Here is a 14,368-nt window from a genome sequence, read left to right as displayed (position 1 = left end):
GTCGTCGGGTTACACCACCTCGCGGCGGATTCCGACCGGCCGTGCGTGATCATCCATGTGCAGCGTGGCGGCCTTGCAGCCCATCAGGCGTTCGGCCAGCCCGGTGCTGGCGCCCAGATCGGCGGCCACTTCGTTGAGGCTGGCCAGGGGCCGCGGCAGGCGGCGTTCGCGGCCACGGAAGCGGGCGCGGTTGTACTCGGCCCAGGCGATCAGCAGCACGCTGGCGCACAGCAGCATCAATGGCAGCGCGACCAGCACGTACGGGTCGAACTGGTTCTGCCGTTCGTAGAGCTGCCGCCAGGCCAGCTGGCCACCGATCAACCACGAGAGCAGGGTCACCAGGGGGGCCCACAGATAGAAGTAGAAGCCCCAGAACGCCAGGGTGACGAAGCCCCAGGCCGTGCGCTGGAAGTGTGGCTGGCGATGCGGCTTGCGGATCATCCGCGAGTCGAAGCGGTTGGACGGGCGTTGCGCGTTCATCGGATCCCCCGGTCAGGGCTGGTCCAGGTGGCGCGCTTGCTGCGACGGCGCAGCAGCGTCTTGGGCAGCGCCACCAGGGTGGTGGAAAGGCTGATCAGCCAGTACGCCATCGGGTACCAGATGACCCAGAAGTAATTGCGTCCAATCTGTGTTTCGTAACGCCGGTCGATGATCAGGCTGCTGGCGAACTGCAGCAGGCAGACCAGCGCCAGGATCACGCCATGCCACTCCGGCAGCAGGCTGGCGATATGCAGCTGCGGCGGCAGCTCGATGAACTTGCCCAGTGCCCACAGCAGCACGATGAACAGCATCGTGTAGGCCCAGACCACGCTCAACACGTACTCCAGCAGCACGCCCCACATGCGCCGCTCTTTCCAGTGCAGCAGCGAGCGCGCGTGGCGCAGCATCACTTCCACGCCGCCCTGGGCCCAGCGCAGGCGCTGCCGCCAGAGGCCCTTGAGCGTCTCCGGCATCAGGATGAAGCACAGCGCATTGGGTTCGTAGCGGATGTCCCAGTGCGCGCGCTGCAGGCGCCAGCTGATGTCGATGTCCTCGGTCACCATGTCATCCGACCACCAGCCGACCTGGTGCAGGGCAGTGCGGCGGAAGCCGGCGATCACGCCGGAGATGGTGAAGATGCGGCCATACACGCGCTGTGCCCGCTTGATCATGCCGATGATCGAGGAGAATTCCGCCACCTGCAGGCGTCCGAGCAGGGTGGAGCGGTTGCGGATGCGCGGGTTGCCGGTGACCGCACCGACCCGGTTGCCACTGACCAGGTGCCAGACCATCCAGTGCAGTGCATGCTCTTCCAGCATCGCATCGCCATCGATGCACACCAGGTACTCCGAGCGTGCGGCCAGTGCGCCCATGCGCAGCGCATTGGCCTTGCCCAGGTTGCGGTCCAGGTGCAGCACGCGAAGCCGTGGATGCCTTGCCGCCAGCGCATCCAGCCGTGCGCCGGTGTCATCGCTGCTGCCATCGTCGATGGCGATCACTTCGTAATCGGCGGGGTAGCGCTGGGCCAGCGCCGCAGTGAGCGTGTCGTCCAGGTTTTCTGCTTCGTTGTGGCAGGGCACCAGCAAGGTCGCGAAGGGAGGGGCGATCATCAAGGGCGGATCGTTGCGCGGACGTGAGTGACGCTCGCGCCGGAAGTAGTAGTACAGGCCACCGGACATCCAGAAGAACGCCATCACCATCGGGTAGTAGAAGGCGAACTGGAACAGGACCTGCAGCAGCGGATGCATGTCCACGTCACTTCTCCGGGTACGGGAAGTTGCCGGCGGACATTGCCGCGCGGGCATCGCGGGTGGAGGGCTGGTCGGCGATGAAGTCATCGGGGTACCAGGCGAAGTGGTGCACACCCTGCGCCTGCAACTGGCGGATCTGCGCACGCAGGCGCCCGGCGGGAATCGGCTGCCCGCTGCGCCAATCGACGGTCTGCAGCTCGAACAGCGTGTGCTGAAGCTGCGGGTCGTGCGCGCGTACCGCGGCCAGCAACTGGTCGAGCCAGCGCTCGGGGTGCCTGCTGCCTTCCATCCACGGCATCGCCATCAGCGCCGTCTGGTCGTAGGCCTTGTTGAACAGGTCCAGGCGCTGCGCGAACCAGGCTTCGCTCTGCGGGCGGAGTACCGGCTCGGCATACAGGTTGCGCACCGTTGCCAGTTTCGGCCGCCAGCGCTGCGCGCTGTTGCGCAGGGCCAGGGTGAAGTCGATCAGTGCCTGGGTACGTGCGCTGCCATCTTCGCCGGCCGCCAGGGCGGGCAGCTCGGTGTCGCGCAGGTAGCCGTCGTCATGGAACAGCAGGCCTTCGAAGTACGAATTGACCGCCAGGTCCTCGTAGATGTCGAGCATGATCTGCCTGGCCTTCGGGTTGGTGAAATCCAACCGGTACATGCCGTCGGCATCCCCATTGCGGATCGCCAGCACCTTGCGCTGCTCCGGGTCGGGCAGTTCGAAGCCGAGCACTGGCAACCACGCGTAGACCTTCACGCCCGCGCGGGATTTCAGCTGCCAGGCGACGCGGCTGAACAGGTCCGCCCGCATCGGCATGTGCCGGTTCGGGAAATACAGCGCATCGGCGGTGTTGTTGCCGTCCGGGTCGGCAAAGGCCTGCAGATAGACATGGGTCGGCGCGATGCGCTTGACCCGCTCGATCAATGCATCGAGATTGCGTGCCTGCTGCGCTGGATCCGGGTCATACATGTCATCCAGATCGATCTGCAGGGCGCGGATGCCATCGAGCGCCACGTCTCGGCGCAGTTCGTAGGCCAGGCCTTCCACGGTCGGGTTGTTGCTCACCAGCAATCGTGCCAGCCCGTGCAGGTCGCTGGCCACTGGCGTGCTACGGCCTTCCAGGTCGAACGAAACCGGCATGCCCAGCTGCTCGGCGATGTCGTTGCTCAACTGGTTGTACGCGGCATATGGCCAGACGATGGCGCGCGGGCGCACGCCCAGGTGCTGCTGGATGCGCTGCACGCTGCGCGAAAGATCAGTGCGCAGGCGCTGCTCATACTGTGTCCCGCTCTCGTAGCTGCGCGTGGCCGGGGTGTAGATGCGGGTGACCACGGCGGGCGTGGAGTTTCCCTGCGGATTGGCAAGCACGCCGTGGTGCAGGTCGTCGGTATGGCTGGCCACTTCGATCAGGCCACTGTCGTGCATCTGCTTCAGCTGCGCCCAGGTCACGAAGTCATCATGGCCGAACGGGCGGTAGCCGTAGTCGATGGTGCGGCCCGGTGCCATGTCCACGTAATCGGTGATCACCGCCACCAGGGCCGGGTAGTGGTAGGCCTGCAGCAGCGGGAACGCCTTGTCGTAGACGCTGCGCAGGCCATCGTCGAAGGTCAGCAGCACCGGCTTGGGAGGCAGCGTGGCGCGGCCCTGCGAGGCCTCGATCAGCTGCGACAGCGAAACCGGGTGGTAGCCGTGCGCGCCCAGCCAGTCCAGGTGCGCGGCGAAGTTCTGCGTGCTCACCGCATAGGAATCGGCATCACCCTTGGCGGCCACCTTGTCGCGGATGTCGTGGTAGCTGAGGATCAGCAGGCCGTTGTCGATCGCATCAAGATGCAGGGGCTGCTGCGCGAACGCCGGTGGCACGCAGGCCAGCAGCAGGAGCACGATCAGTCGCAGGAAGCGGGCCATGTCAGTCTCCCCAGCGCAATGCGGCTTCGAAGCCGATATGGCGCTCGCGATGGCCGTCGTAGACCGGTCGTGACCACCGCACGCCATACTCGAACACGCGGCCAGGGCCCAGCTGCCACTCGTGCATGTAGGACACCGACGGCACCAACGCGCTGCCGAAGCCGTCCTGCCAGTAGTCGCCCAGCGAGACGGTCAGCCGGTGCCGGAAGTGGCGCTCGTAGTGCCGCCACAGCTGCTGGTCGATGCGCAGGCCGATCTCGACCATGCGGTCGCGCTTCGGGTTGAAGTAGGGCGCATCATCGCGGCTGCCGCGACTGGTGTAGGCACTGGCCAGGCCATCGACCAGCCAGCGTGGGCGGGTCAGCAGGCGCTGTTGGACGCTGGTGCCGAACAGCTCGCGGTGGTTGCCGTCGTCATAGCGGAAGCGGCTCGCGCCGAACGTCCAGTGGGTGAGCTCGCTGCGCCGGTAGTCCACCTGTGCGCTCACGCTGTCGGCGGTGATGCCGGCCGCGCGCGCCTGCATCGAGGCCTCCGGGTCATTGCGTGCGACCACCACGCCGGCGTGCCAGGAATCGTTGAACTGCCAGCCGACGCCGACGCGCAGGCCGGTGTCGCCGATGTGATCGTTGGCGCGCAGGACCGCCGCTTCCGCATCCAGCTGCCCGAAGCGGTAACGCACGCCCGCACCCAGCCACAGGGGATCGATGCGCTGGTCCTGGAAGTCGGTCACGCGACGGTCGGCGAGGGCGAACAACCGCCAGCGGTCATCAAGGATCGGCGTCTCCACGTCCACGCCGTAGTGGCGGTCGTTGTTGCCCAGGGGCGAAGTACCGCCGCCCCCGGAGCTGCGGCCGATGTCGGTCCATGCCTTCAGCTGCCAGCCGCGATGCGCGCGCCAGGCCTGGTCCATGCGTTCGACGGCCGGCTGGGTGGGGTAGCGTGCGACCAGGTCATCGTGCAGCGGCCGCGCCAGGTCGTCGCGCTGCAGGGCGACATAGGCCTCTTCCATGCCCAGCCGCGGTTCGATGTCCCGCGGATCGAGCGCGTGTGCCATCTGCTGGCGCTGCAGCGCCCGGCGTGGCCAGCCGCGCATCATGTAGACGCTGCCCAGCGCACTCTGCAGCCCGCCGTTGCCGGGTGCGATCTCGACCATCGACTCCAGGTCGTGCTGCGCGGTGTGCAGGTCGCCGCTGTAGGCGCGCACCATCGCCAGGTTGAGATCGGCCTCGTAGCGCGACCAGTTCGCGTACGGCGACTTGCCGTTGCTCCAGCGCCACGCCGGCTCCTTGTCGCGCCATGCCTGCAGCAGGTCGATGGCTTTTTCCTGCTGCTCGCTTTCCAGGTAGGCGTAAGCCAGTTCCGAATGCGAGGCGTCGCGCGTCGGGTCGCCAGCGACGGCCGCCTGCAGCACCGGGATGGCTTCTTCAGGGTGCAGGGTGCCCATCAACGAATCGCCCACTGCGGGCAGCACGTAGTCGGGCAGGGTGTGGCCTTCGGCCTGCAGTGCCCGCGCTTCCTCGCGGACCTGTGCATGGCGGCCCAGCCGGTTGAGCAGGATCAGCCGGTCCATGCGGATCCGCAGTGGTGCCTGCGAGGGCGGGGTGCCTTCGCCGCCGAGGTAGCGCTGCATGCGGGCCAGGGTCGATTCGGCTTCTTCCAGGCGGCTGTCCTCGCTGCTGCTGTAGGCCAGGCTCCAGACCACCAGCTTGGCCAGGTAGTCGCCTTCCAGGCGCTGTTTCTGCGCAGCGTCGAACAGTTGCGGGCGCTGCTGGTACAGCTCCCACGCACGCCAGGCGTTGCCGATGTCGCCCAGCGTCAATACGCGCAGCTTGAACAGCAGGTCGTCGTTGGGTTGCTGCTGGCTGGCGCGCTCGATCGCGCCCAGGGCGTCCAGCCAACGCGCCTGGTCTCGATAGCGGCCGATCTCGGCCAACGCTGCTTCGCGGTCGGGCGGGGCAGCGCTGCTGGCCCAGGCCAGGGCGGTGCAGGCGAGGCCGACGCAGAGCGCCAGCCGGCGGTGGACAACCATTGGGGACCCCCTTGGCTTCCGAACCAGACAACCTGAAAAATGTGACGCACATCACATGCCAGCTTTTGGCGTGGCCGTGGCCCGCGTCACTCCCTTCGTGCATTCCCGCCCAGCGAAGACGGATACAACCCGGACAGCGACCTGCGATGTCTTGTCTGAAACGAAAGTCCCCCGCACACCGAGTGGTGGCCCGGGCGGCGCTGCCGCCCCCATGCCCGATGCCGGCACGCGGCAAGGATGGGCATTCGTGGGCACTATCCGCCCGGAATTGTCAGCCCGGCGTCAAAATGCGCAGACGGGCTGACGAATGGTAGGTGGGCCCGGTTGCGGGCCCCACGTGGCTTACCAGAGATCTTCCAGCTTGCGCGGCTTGCAGGCCACCCACGAGGCGCACAGCATCAGGGCGGCGCAGCCGAACAGGAAGCTGAACGGGAGGGTCCAGCCGTCGCTGACCGTGTGCAGCCAGCCGACCAGGAACGGGCCCAGGCAGCTGAAGCTGTAGCCCACGCCCTGCATGAAGCCGGACAGCGCCGCCGAGCCGGTCGGGGTGCGGGTGCGCAGGTTGATCAGGGTCAGTGCCAGCGGGAAGGTGGATGGGCCGACGCCGAGCAGGCAGGCCCACAGCAGTGGGGCCTTCATCGGTGCCAGCAGCAGGCCGGTGAAGGCGATCACGAACGAGAAAAAGCCGATCAGCACCAGCGGGAACGGGTTCTGCATGCGCACCGCCATCGACGGAATGACCAGCGATGGCAGCAGGCCCAGCGCCGAGAACACGGCGACCATCACGCCACCGAACGCGGGCGTGCCACCGGCCTCGACCACGATGCGCGGCAGCCAGGTGAACATCGAGTAGGTCATCAGCGAGGTCATGCCGAACATCAGCGTCATGCTCCAGCCCAGTGACGTGCGCCAGACCTTGCCATGCGGCTGCGCGGTCGGATCGGACACGTTGGACTGCGGCTTCGGCGCGCGCGTGGCCAGCACCAGCCACGGCAGTGCGGCAGCCAGCGCCAGCAGCGCCCACATGCCCAGCGACACGCGCCAGCCTGCGGCGTTGGCCACCGGCACCGCCAGCAGTGCCGGCAGCATCGTGCCCAGCTGCAGCACGCTGATGTAGAGCGTGCTCATGGTGCCGACCTTGTTGGCGAAATAGCGCTTCACCAGCGGCGGCACCACCACGTTGCCGATGCCCATGCCGGCCAGTGCCACCACCGAACCCAACAGCAGCGTGCCGACGTTGCCGGCGCTGGAACGCAGCAGCAGGCCGGCCATCGCCATCACCATCGCCAGCAGCGTGGTGCGCTCCAGCCCGAGGCGCCGCGCCAGTGCCGGCGTGGCCACGCCGAACAGTGCGAACGACGCGGTCGGCAGCATGCCCAGCACGCCGGTCATGGTGGTACCGAAACCGAACTGCTGGCCGAGCACGTCCAGCAGCGGAGTGATCGAGGTGACCGCGGTGCGCAGGTTGATCGCTGCCAGCAGGATCGCGGCGAATGCGAGGACGCGGCCGTGCAGCAGCGACGGCGAATCGGAAGGGGAGGAACTCATCGGTGGTCCTTGCAGGTGTCGCACGCCGGGGCAATGGCATGCAGCGCCGGCATCGGTCTACGCCGAAGCGGCAGGTGGGGGAGGGGCTGCTGGCGGGCCGGCAGCGCGGCCATTGTACGTGCGGGCTCCGGCAAGGTCCCGTCATGCGGGCGGCCAGGTGCCTGATACAAAAAAACCCGGAGGACAGTGATGTCTTCCAGGCTTCTTGGTGACCACCGAAGTGGTCGGGGAGACAGGATTCGAACCTGCGACCTCTACGTCCCGAACGTAGCGCTCTACCAGACTGAGCTACACCCCGAAGGGAGCCGCCTATTCTAGCGATTCACCCCGATGGCGGCAAGGGGTGAATGCTGTTTTCTTCACACTGCCGAAGCAGTGCCACTTCAGGGAACAAAAAAGCCTGGACGACTTCACCAGGCTTCAATGCGACCACCGAAGTGGTCGGGGAGACAGGATTCGAACCTGCGACCTCTACGTCCCGAACGTAGCGCTCTACCAGACTGAGCTACACCCCGAAGGAGCCGCCTAAGATACCGTGTGAAGGCCAAGGCGGCAAGGTTTTTTTACAGCTCAGCGACGATTTTCTTTCTCGATGCGGTTCTGCTCGCGGGCTTCGAACCACATGCCGTTGAGGATGGCCACCGTCGAGGCGAGGCCGGCACCGAGAATCCAGGCGAAATACCACATGATCAGTCTCCTTCATTCCGGGTAGGTGCCGACCGTTGGTCGGCACACGTGCAAGCAATCAATACGCGTTCGGGTTGTTGCCCATCTCTTCGGTGGTGGTCTTGCCCTTCAGCACGCGGTACACCCAGGTGGTGTAGGCGAGGATGATCGGCAGGAACACCGCCGTGGCCAGCAGCATGATCCACAGGGTCAGGTGGCTGGACGAGGCATCCCACACGGTCAGGCTGGAGGTGGGCTGGCTCGAGGACGGCAGCAGGAACGGGAAGATGGCGAAGCCGACGGTCAGGATGATGCCGGCGATGGCCGCACCGGAGGCAATGAAGGCCAGGCCGCCGCGGCGGGCACGCAGCAGCACCGCACTGGCGAGCAGGCCGGCCAGGCCGAGCAGCGGGGCCAGGATCGTGGCCGGCATCGTGCTGTAGTTGCGCATCCAGCCACCGGCGGCGCCGAGTTCGGCGGTCTTCAGCAGCGGATTGGTGGCGCCGTCGGTGACCACCTGCGAGGTGATCTGGTAACCCGGCAGGCCGAAGGCCACCCAGGCGCCGCCGACCGCAAAGAGCACGAAAGCGATGATCGCGGCGATGCTGCCGAAGCGGGCCGCACGCTCGGCCACCGGGCCGTCGGTCTTCAGCACCAGCATGGCGGCACCGTGGGCGACCAGCATCGACACGCTGAGCAGGCCGGCCAGCAGTGCGAAGGGCATCAGCAGGCCGAAGAACGAGCCGGTGTAGAAGATGCGCATGCTGTCATCGAAGTGGAACGGCACGCCCAGCACCACGTTGCCCACCGCCACGCCCATGATCAGCGCCGGGATGAAGCCACCGATGAACAGCGCCCAGTCCCAGGTGTTGCGCCAGCGCTCGCTGGGCATCTTGCTGCGGAACTTGAAGCCGACCGGACGCAGGATCAGGGCGAACAGGATCACGAACATCGCCAGGTAGAACCCGGAGAAGCTGACCGCGTAGAGCGGCGGCCAGGCGGCGAAGATCGCGCCGCCGCCCAGGATCAGCCACACCTGGTTGCCTTCCCAGACCGGACCAATGGTATTGATCACCAGCCGGCGCTCAGCGTCGTTGCGGGCGACGAAGGGCAGCAGGGTGCCCACGCCCAGGTCGAAACCATCCATCACGGCGAAACCGATCAGCAGGATGCCGAGCAGCAGCCACCAGATCACGCGCAGCGTGGTGTAGTCCAGAAGAATGAAATCCATCTTGGTTCTCCTGCCTCAGGCCTGGCCGGCGGCCGGCGCCGAGGCATTGTGGGAAGCATGCGGCTGGGGCGACTGCAGCGACGGCAGCACCTCGTCCGGACCCTTGCGGATCGCCTTGAGCATCAGCTTGATCTCGACCACGATCAGCGCGGTGTAGATGGCAGTGAAGCCGGCCAGGGTCAGCACGATTTCATGCAGGGCCAGGCCCGACGCCGCATAGAAGGTCGGCAGCACGCCATCGACCGCCCACGGCTGGCGACCATACTCGGCCACGAACCAGCCGCACTCGATCGCGATCCACGGTGCCGGCAGCGTCCACAGGGCCAGCTTGAGGAACCAGCGCTTGTCCTGGAAGTTGTTGCGGCACGAGTAGTAGAAGGCCAGTGCGAAGAAGGCGATCAGGTAGAAGCCCAGGCCGGCCATCACGCGGAAGGTCCAGAACAACGGCATCACGCGCGGCACCGTGTCCATCGCCGCCTGCGAGATCTCCTGCGGGGTGGCGTTGAGGATGTCATCGCGATAGCGCTTGAGCAGCAGGCCGTGGCCCAGGTCCTGCCAGTGGCGGTCGAACATCTCGCGCGCTTCAACGTCGTTCTTGTTGGCGCGCAGGCGTTCCAATGCACCGTAGGCCAGCTGGCCGCCACGCACGCGGTGTTCGGCGCGCTCGACCAGTTCCAGGATGCCGGGAATCGGCTGGTTCAACGAGCGGGTGGCGATCAGGCCCATCAGGTAGGGGATCTTCACCGCGTAGTCGTTCTGGTGAGTCTCCTGGTTGGGGATGCCGAAGGCGGTGAAGTCGGCCGGCGCACGCTCGGTCTCCCACATCGCCTCGATCGCGGCCAGCTTCATCTTCTGGTGTTCGCTGGCGGCGTAACCGCTCTCGTCACCCAGCACGACCACCGACAGCGATGACAGCAGGCCGAACGCCGCGGCCACCGCAAACGAACGACGGGCCAGGTCCTTGTGCTTGTTGCGCAGCAGGAACAGGGCGCTGATCGCCATCACGAACACCGCACCGGTCACGTAGCCGGCGCTGACGGTGTGCACGAACTTGGCCTGCGCCACCGGGTTGAACACCACCGCCATGAAGTCGACCACTTCCATGCGCATGGTTTCCGGGTTGAACACCGCACCGGTCGGGTTCTGCATCCAGCCATTGGCCACCAGGATCCAGATCGCCGACAGGTTGGTCCCCAGCGCCATCAGCCAGGTCACCATCAGGTGCTTGACCTTGCTCAGGCGGTTCCAGCCGAAGAAGAACAGGCCGACGAAGGTCGCTTCCAGGAAGAACGCCATCAGGCCTTCGATCGCCAGTGGCGCACCGAAGATGTCACCCACGTAGTGGCTGTAGTAGGACCAGTTCATGCCGAACTGGAATTCCATGACGATGCCGGTGGCAACGCCCATGGCGAAGTTGATGCCGAACAGGACGCCCCAGAACAGGGTCATCCTGCGCCAGATCTCCTTGCCGGTCATCACGTACACGCTCTCCATGATGGCCACCATGAAGGACAGGCCGAGGGTGAGCGGTACGAATAGGAAGTGGTACATCGCGGTCAGCGCGAATTGCAGCCGCGACAGTTCTACGACTGTCTGATCAATCATGGCCTGGCTACCTCGTTGGATAGTGCCGTTGCAGGTGGCGGGAAGGGTGGTCTACGACGTGAATGATGTGACCGACTACTTCAAACAGCCTTGATCCAGATCAATGTATGAACAGGTGCCCCGGTTGATCGTATGCCAACCTGATGAAGACTGCGACCGCCGGCCGCAGGGGCGGGCTATTGCCTGCGCCTACAATGCCGTGTCTCCCCCGCTGCCCGTGAAGACCTCTTGAGCGCTGCCGAAACGACCCCTGACGGCCTGTCCCCGGAAGCTGAAACCGCCCGCCAGCGGCGTGTGCGCACGGCCTGGCTGGCCGACCTGGCACGCTCCGCCCGGGGCCGCCAGCGCTTGGCCGCGCTGTGCATCAGCCTGTCCGGCGCGCTGTTGATCGGCCAGGCTGCCGCCATCGCCTGGCTGGTGCAGCAGGTGCTGGTGGAGCGCGTGCCGCTGGCCTCTGGCCTGCCGGTGCTGGCGGGATTGGCGGTGATCCTGGTGCTGCGCACCCTGCTGGGCAGCGCCACCCAGGCCGCCGCCGGTGACGTGGCCGACGCCGCCCGGCTGGCAATGCGCGAACGCGTGTTCGCGCGCCTGCTGGGCCAGGGCCCGCTCTGGCTGCGGCAGCGCCGCACCGGTGAACTGGGCGAACTGATGCTGCATCACGGTGATGCGATCGAGAGCTATTACAGCGGCTTCCTGCCGGTGCGCACCGAAGTGGTGGTGGTGCCGCTGCTGATCCTGGCCGCTGTCGCCTGGGTGGACTGGGTGGTGGCGCTGATCCTGCTGTTCACCGCGCCGCTGGTGCCGTTCTTCATGATGCTGGTGGGCTGGGGCGCTGAAGCCGCCGGGCGCGCGCAGCTGGGCGAACTGGCGCGCATGAGCGGCCATTTCGCCGACCGCATCAAGGGCCTGGGCCTGCTGCGCCTGTATGGCCGCGGCGAAGCCGAACTGGCCGGCATCGAGGCCGCCGCCGAAGGCGTGCGCGTGCGCACCCTGAAGGTGCTGCGCATCGCCTTCCTGTCGTCCACCGTGCTGGAATTCTTCGCCTCGGTGAGCGTGGCGATGGTGGCGCTGTACCTGGGCCTGAGCTATCTGGGCATGATGTCGCTGCATGCAGCGGTGCCGACGCTGGGTGCGGGCCTGTTCTGCCTGCTGCTGGCGCCGGAGTTCTATGCGCCGCTGCGACGGCTGGCTGCGCACTACCACGATCGCGCCAATGCACTGGCCGCCGCCGCCGAAGTGGAACGCCTGCTGCAGTCGCTGCCGGACGAGCAGGGCCTGATCGAGAACGAGGTTGCGCCGCTGGCGGTGGAGCCGGCCGAGGCCGCCTTGCCGCCACTGCAGGCGCAAGGACTGGTACTGCGCCCGTTGGGGGCGCCGCAGGATGTGCTGCGGGATCTGGACCTGCTGCTGGAGCCGGGCCAGCGCCTGGCCCTGGTCGGTCCCAGCGGGTCCGGCAAAAGCACGCTGCTGGAGGCGCTGGCCGGTTGGTTGCCGCCGCGTGCCGGCAAGCTGCAGCTGCGCCCCGGCGTGCAGGTGGCCTATGCCAGCCAGCGACCGTACCTGTTCCACGGCAGCATCGCCGACAACCTGCGCCTGGCCGATCCCGGCGCCAGCGATGCGCGCCTGCGCGCGGTGGCCGAGGCCTCGCAGGTACTGCAGTTCGCACAGCGCCTGCCGCAGGGGCTGGATACGGTGATCGGCGAGCGTGGTTTCGGCCTGTCCGGTGGCGAAGCGCGCCGCATCGGCCTGGCCCGCCTGCTGCTGCGCGACCCGCAGGTGCTGCTGCTGGACGAACCCACCGCGTTCCTCGATGCCGATACCGAGGCGGCGCTGCTGCGCAGCCTGGCCGCGTATGCACGCGGGCGCAGCGTAGTGGTCGCCACCCACAGCCCGGCGGTGATCGCCTGGGCCGATCGTTGCCTGCTGTTGCCGGAAGGCCGCCTGGTCGAGCCGGCACAGGCGGTGCGCGCATGAGCCGTTCGCCTGATTCGCTGCGCGCGATATTCCTGCGGCACCGGCCGCGCCTGTTGCTGACCCTGCTGCTGCTGTGGACCACGATGCTGGCCGGCACGGCGCTGCTGGGCCTGTCCGGTGGTTTCCTCACGGCGGCCGCGCTGGCCGGTGCGGCCGGCCTCGGCCAGGGCTTCAACTTCTTCTCACCCTCGGCCGGCATCCGTGGCCTGACCATGGCGCGCATCGTGTCGCGCTACTTCGAAAAGCTGGTCGGCCACGATGCCACGCTGCGCATCGCCCGCGACCTGCGCGTGTGGTTCTTCCGCCGCGCGCTGCCACTGGCGCCGGCACGATTGGGCGCCACGCGCACCGGCGAGCTGCTGGCGCGGCTGCTGGGGGACATCGGCGAAGTGGATGGGCTGCTGGTGCGTGCGATCGGGCCGCTGGTGGCGCTGGGCGCGCTGTCGCTGGTGGCGGTTGCCTCGGCAGCGCTGATCCTGCCCTCGGCGGCGGTACTGCTGGCGGTGCTGGCGCTGCTGATCGCCTTCGGCGTGCCGTGGCTGGGCGTGCGTGGCCATGACGACGAAGAGGCCGATCGTGCCGCGCACCGCGCGGCGTTGCGCACCGCTGCATTCGAAGGGCTGGAGGGGGCCGGTGACCTGGCTGCGCTGCATGCCGATGCGGCTTGGCAGCTGAAGGTACGCGTGGCCGCCAAGCAGCTGGCCTCGCGTGATCGTCGTCGGCGTTGGCGCCTGATCGCGGCCTCGACCCTGCACGGCCTGGTGGCGGGGCTGGGCCTGGTGGCGATGCTGGCGTTGGCCCTGCACGCCACCGAACAGCAGCACATCGCGCCGGAAATGGCCGCGGGCCTCGTCTTCCTGACCGTGGCGCTGATCGAACTTTGGGCCGGCATGGGCCTGGCCTGGCAGTCGCTGCAGTCCGGGCGCATTGCTGCCGACCGCCTGCAGGCCATCGTCGAACAACCGCCGACGGTGGAGGATCCGCAGACGCCGCAGCCGGTACCCCAGGCGGCGCGCGTGCATTGGGATGACGTGCACTTCCAGTGGCCAGGTGCCGCGCGGCCGGTGTTGTCCGGCCTGCAGCTGACCCTGGCGCCGGGAGAACGCATCGCGATCCGTGGCGACAGCGGCAGCGGCAAGACCACGCTGTCCAGCCTGCTGCTGCGGTTGTGGGATCCGCAACAGGGGCGAATCACCTATGGCGGACGCGACCTGCGCGACGTCGCCCAGGCCGAGTGGCACCGCCAGCTGGCCTGGCTTCCGCAGAACGCACCGGTGTTTGCCGGTACCGTGGCCGAGAACCTGAGGCTGGGGGATCCCGACGCCCGTGATGCCGCGTTGTGGGCGGTCCTGCGTCGCGTGCGCCTGGGGGACTGGGCCGAGCGCAACGGTGGCCTGCAGGCCTGGGTGGGCGAGAACGGCGCGACGATGTCGGCCGGCCAGGCGCGGCGGTTGGCACTGGCGCGCGCGCTGCTGCGCAATGCGCCGATCCTGCTGCTGGACGAACCCACCGAAGGCCTGGACGTGGATACCGCACGTGCGCTGTTGCAGGACCTTTCCGGGTTGCTGGACGGGCGCAGCCTGCTGATGATCACCCACGACGACCTGCCCGAAGGCGTGGTCGATGCGCAGTACCGGTTGCGCGATGGGGTGTTGGAGCGCGAAGTGCTTCGGTAGATGCCGACCTTGGTCGGC

10 protein-coding genes and 2 tRNA genes are annotated in these 14,368 nt (G+C 67.4%); 2 read left to right on the top strand and 10 right to left on the bottom strand.

Annotated elements, in window-relative coordinates:
• Positions 1-9: 9 nt before the first annotated feature.
• From pgaD to VG561_RS09970, 10 genes are all read right to left on the bottom strand, one after another.
• The gene (gene pgaD, locus VG561_RS10015; RefSeq protein ID WP_014647778.1) at positions 10-480 is read right to left on the bottom strand and encodes a poly-beta-1,6-N-acetyl-D-glucosamine biosynthesis protein PgaD; all 471 of its coding nucleotides are present in this window, start codon (positions 478-480) and stop codon (positions 10-12) included.
• On the bottom strand, positions 477-1,727 hold the full coding sequence (gene pgaC, locus VG561_RS10010) for a poly-beta-1,6-N-acetyl-D-glucosamine synthase (RefSeq protein WP_172412062.1): 1,251 nt from the start codon (positions 1,725-1,727) through the stop codon (positions 477-479). Before pgaC ends, pgaD begins: the two co-directional genes overlap by 4 nt.
• Positions 1,728-1,734: 7 nt before the next feature.
• Positions 1,735-3,621: a poly-beta-1,6-N-acetyl-D-glucosamine N-deacetylase PgaB gene (gene pgaB, locus VG561_RS10005; RefSeq protein WP_075076327.1), complete on the bottom strand. Its 1,887-nt coding sequence runs from the start codon at positions 3,619-3,621 to the stop codon at positions 1,735-1,737.
• Position 3,622: 1 nt separating this feature from the next.
• Complete coding sequence (gene pgaA, locus VG561_RS10000) at positions 3,623-5,650, bottom strand: poly-beta-1,6 N-acetyl-D-glucosamine export porin PgaA (protein WP_046431720.1); 2,028 nt, start codon at positions 5,648-5,650, stop codon at positions 3,623-3,625.
• A gap of 342 nt (positions 5,651-5,992) precedes the next feature.
• On the bottom strand, positions 5,993-7,198 hold the full coding sequence (locus VG561_RS09995; RefSeq protein ID WP_014647774.1) for a CynX/NimT family MFS transporter: 1,206 nt from the start codon (positions 7,196-7,198) through the stop codon (positions 5,993-5,995).
• A gap of 221 nt (positions 7,199-7,419) precedes the next feature.
• Positions 7,420-7,496, bottom strand: a tRNA-Pro gene (locus VG561_RS09990).
• Positions 7,497-7,636: 140 nt separating this feature from the next.
• Positions 7,637-7,713, bottom strand: a tRNA-Pro gene (locus VG561_RS09985).
• 55 nt (positions 7,714-7,768) lie between these two features.
• On the bottom strand, positions 7,769-7,885 hold the full coding sequence (cydX, locus tag VG561_RS09980) for a cytochrome bd-I oxidase subunit CydX (protein ID WP_005410354.1): 117 nt from the start codon (positions 7,883-7,885) through the stop codon (positions 7,769-7,771).
• A gap of 58 nt (positions 7,886-7,943) precedes the next feature.
• Positions 7,944-9,095: a cytochrome d ubiquinol oxidase subunit II gene (gene cydB, locus VG561_RS09975; protein ID WP_014647773.1), complete on the bottom strand. Its 1,152-nt coding sequence runs from the start codon at positions 9,093-9,095 to the stop codon at positions 7,944-7,946.
• Between the two features lie 15 nt (positions 9,096-9,110).
• A complete protein-coding gene (locus VG561_RS09970) occupies positions 9,111-10,700 on the bottom strand; it encodes a cytochrome ubiquinol oxidase subunit I (protein WP_005410352.1) in 1,590 nt (529 codons plus the stop codon).
• A gap of 228 nt (positions 10,701-10,928) precedes the next feature.
• Here VG561_RS09970 and cydD point away from each other — a divergent pair, with 228 nt between their 5' ends.
• Positions 10,929-12,674, top strand: a complete 1,746-nt coding sequence (gene cydD / locus VG561_RS09965) for a thiol reductant ABC exporter subunit CydD (protein WP_423179556.1) — start codon at positions 10,929-10,931, stop codon at positions 12,672-12,674.
• Positions 12,671-14,350 (top strand): thiol reductant ABC exporter subunit CydC, encoded by a 1,680-nt coding sequence (gene cydC / locus VG561_RS09960; protein WP_423179555.1) that lies wholly within the window; start codon positions 12,671-12,673, stop codon positions 14,348-14,350. Before cydD ends, cydC begins: the two co-directional genes overlap by 4 nt.
• Positions 14,351-14,368 lie beyond the last annotated feature (18 nt).

This window comes from Stenotrophomonas sp. CASM110 (assembly GCF_049384345.1).
Lineage (GTDB): Bacteria > Pseudomonadota > Gammaproteobacteria > Xanthomonadales > Xanthomonadaceae > Stenotrophomonas > Stenotrophomonas muris.
The sequence above is the reverse complement of the archived record's forward strand: the minus strand, read 5'-3'. Positions and strand labels throughout refer to the sequence as shown.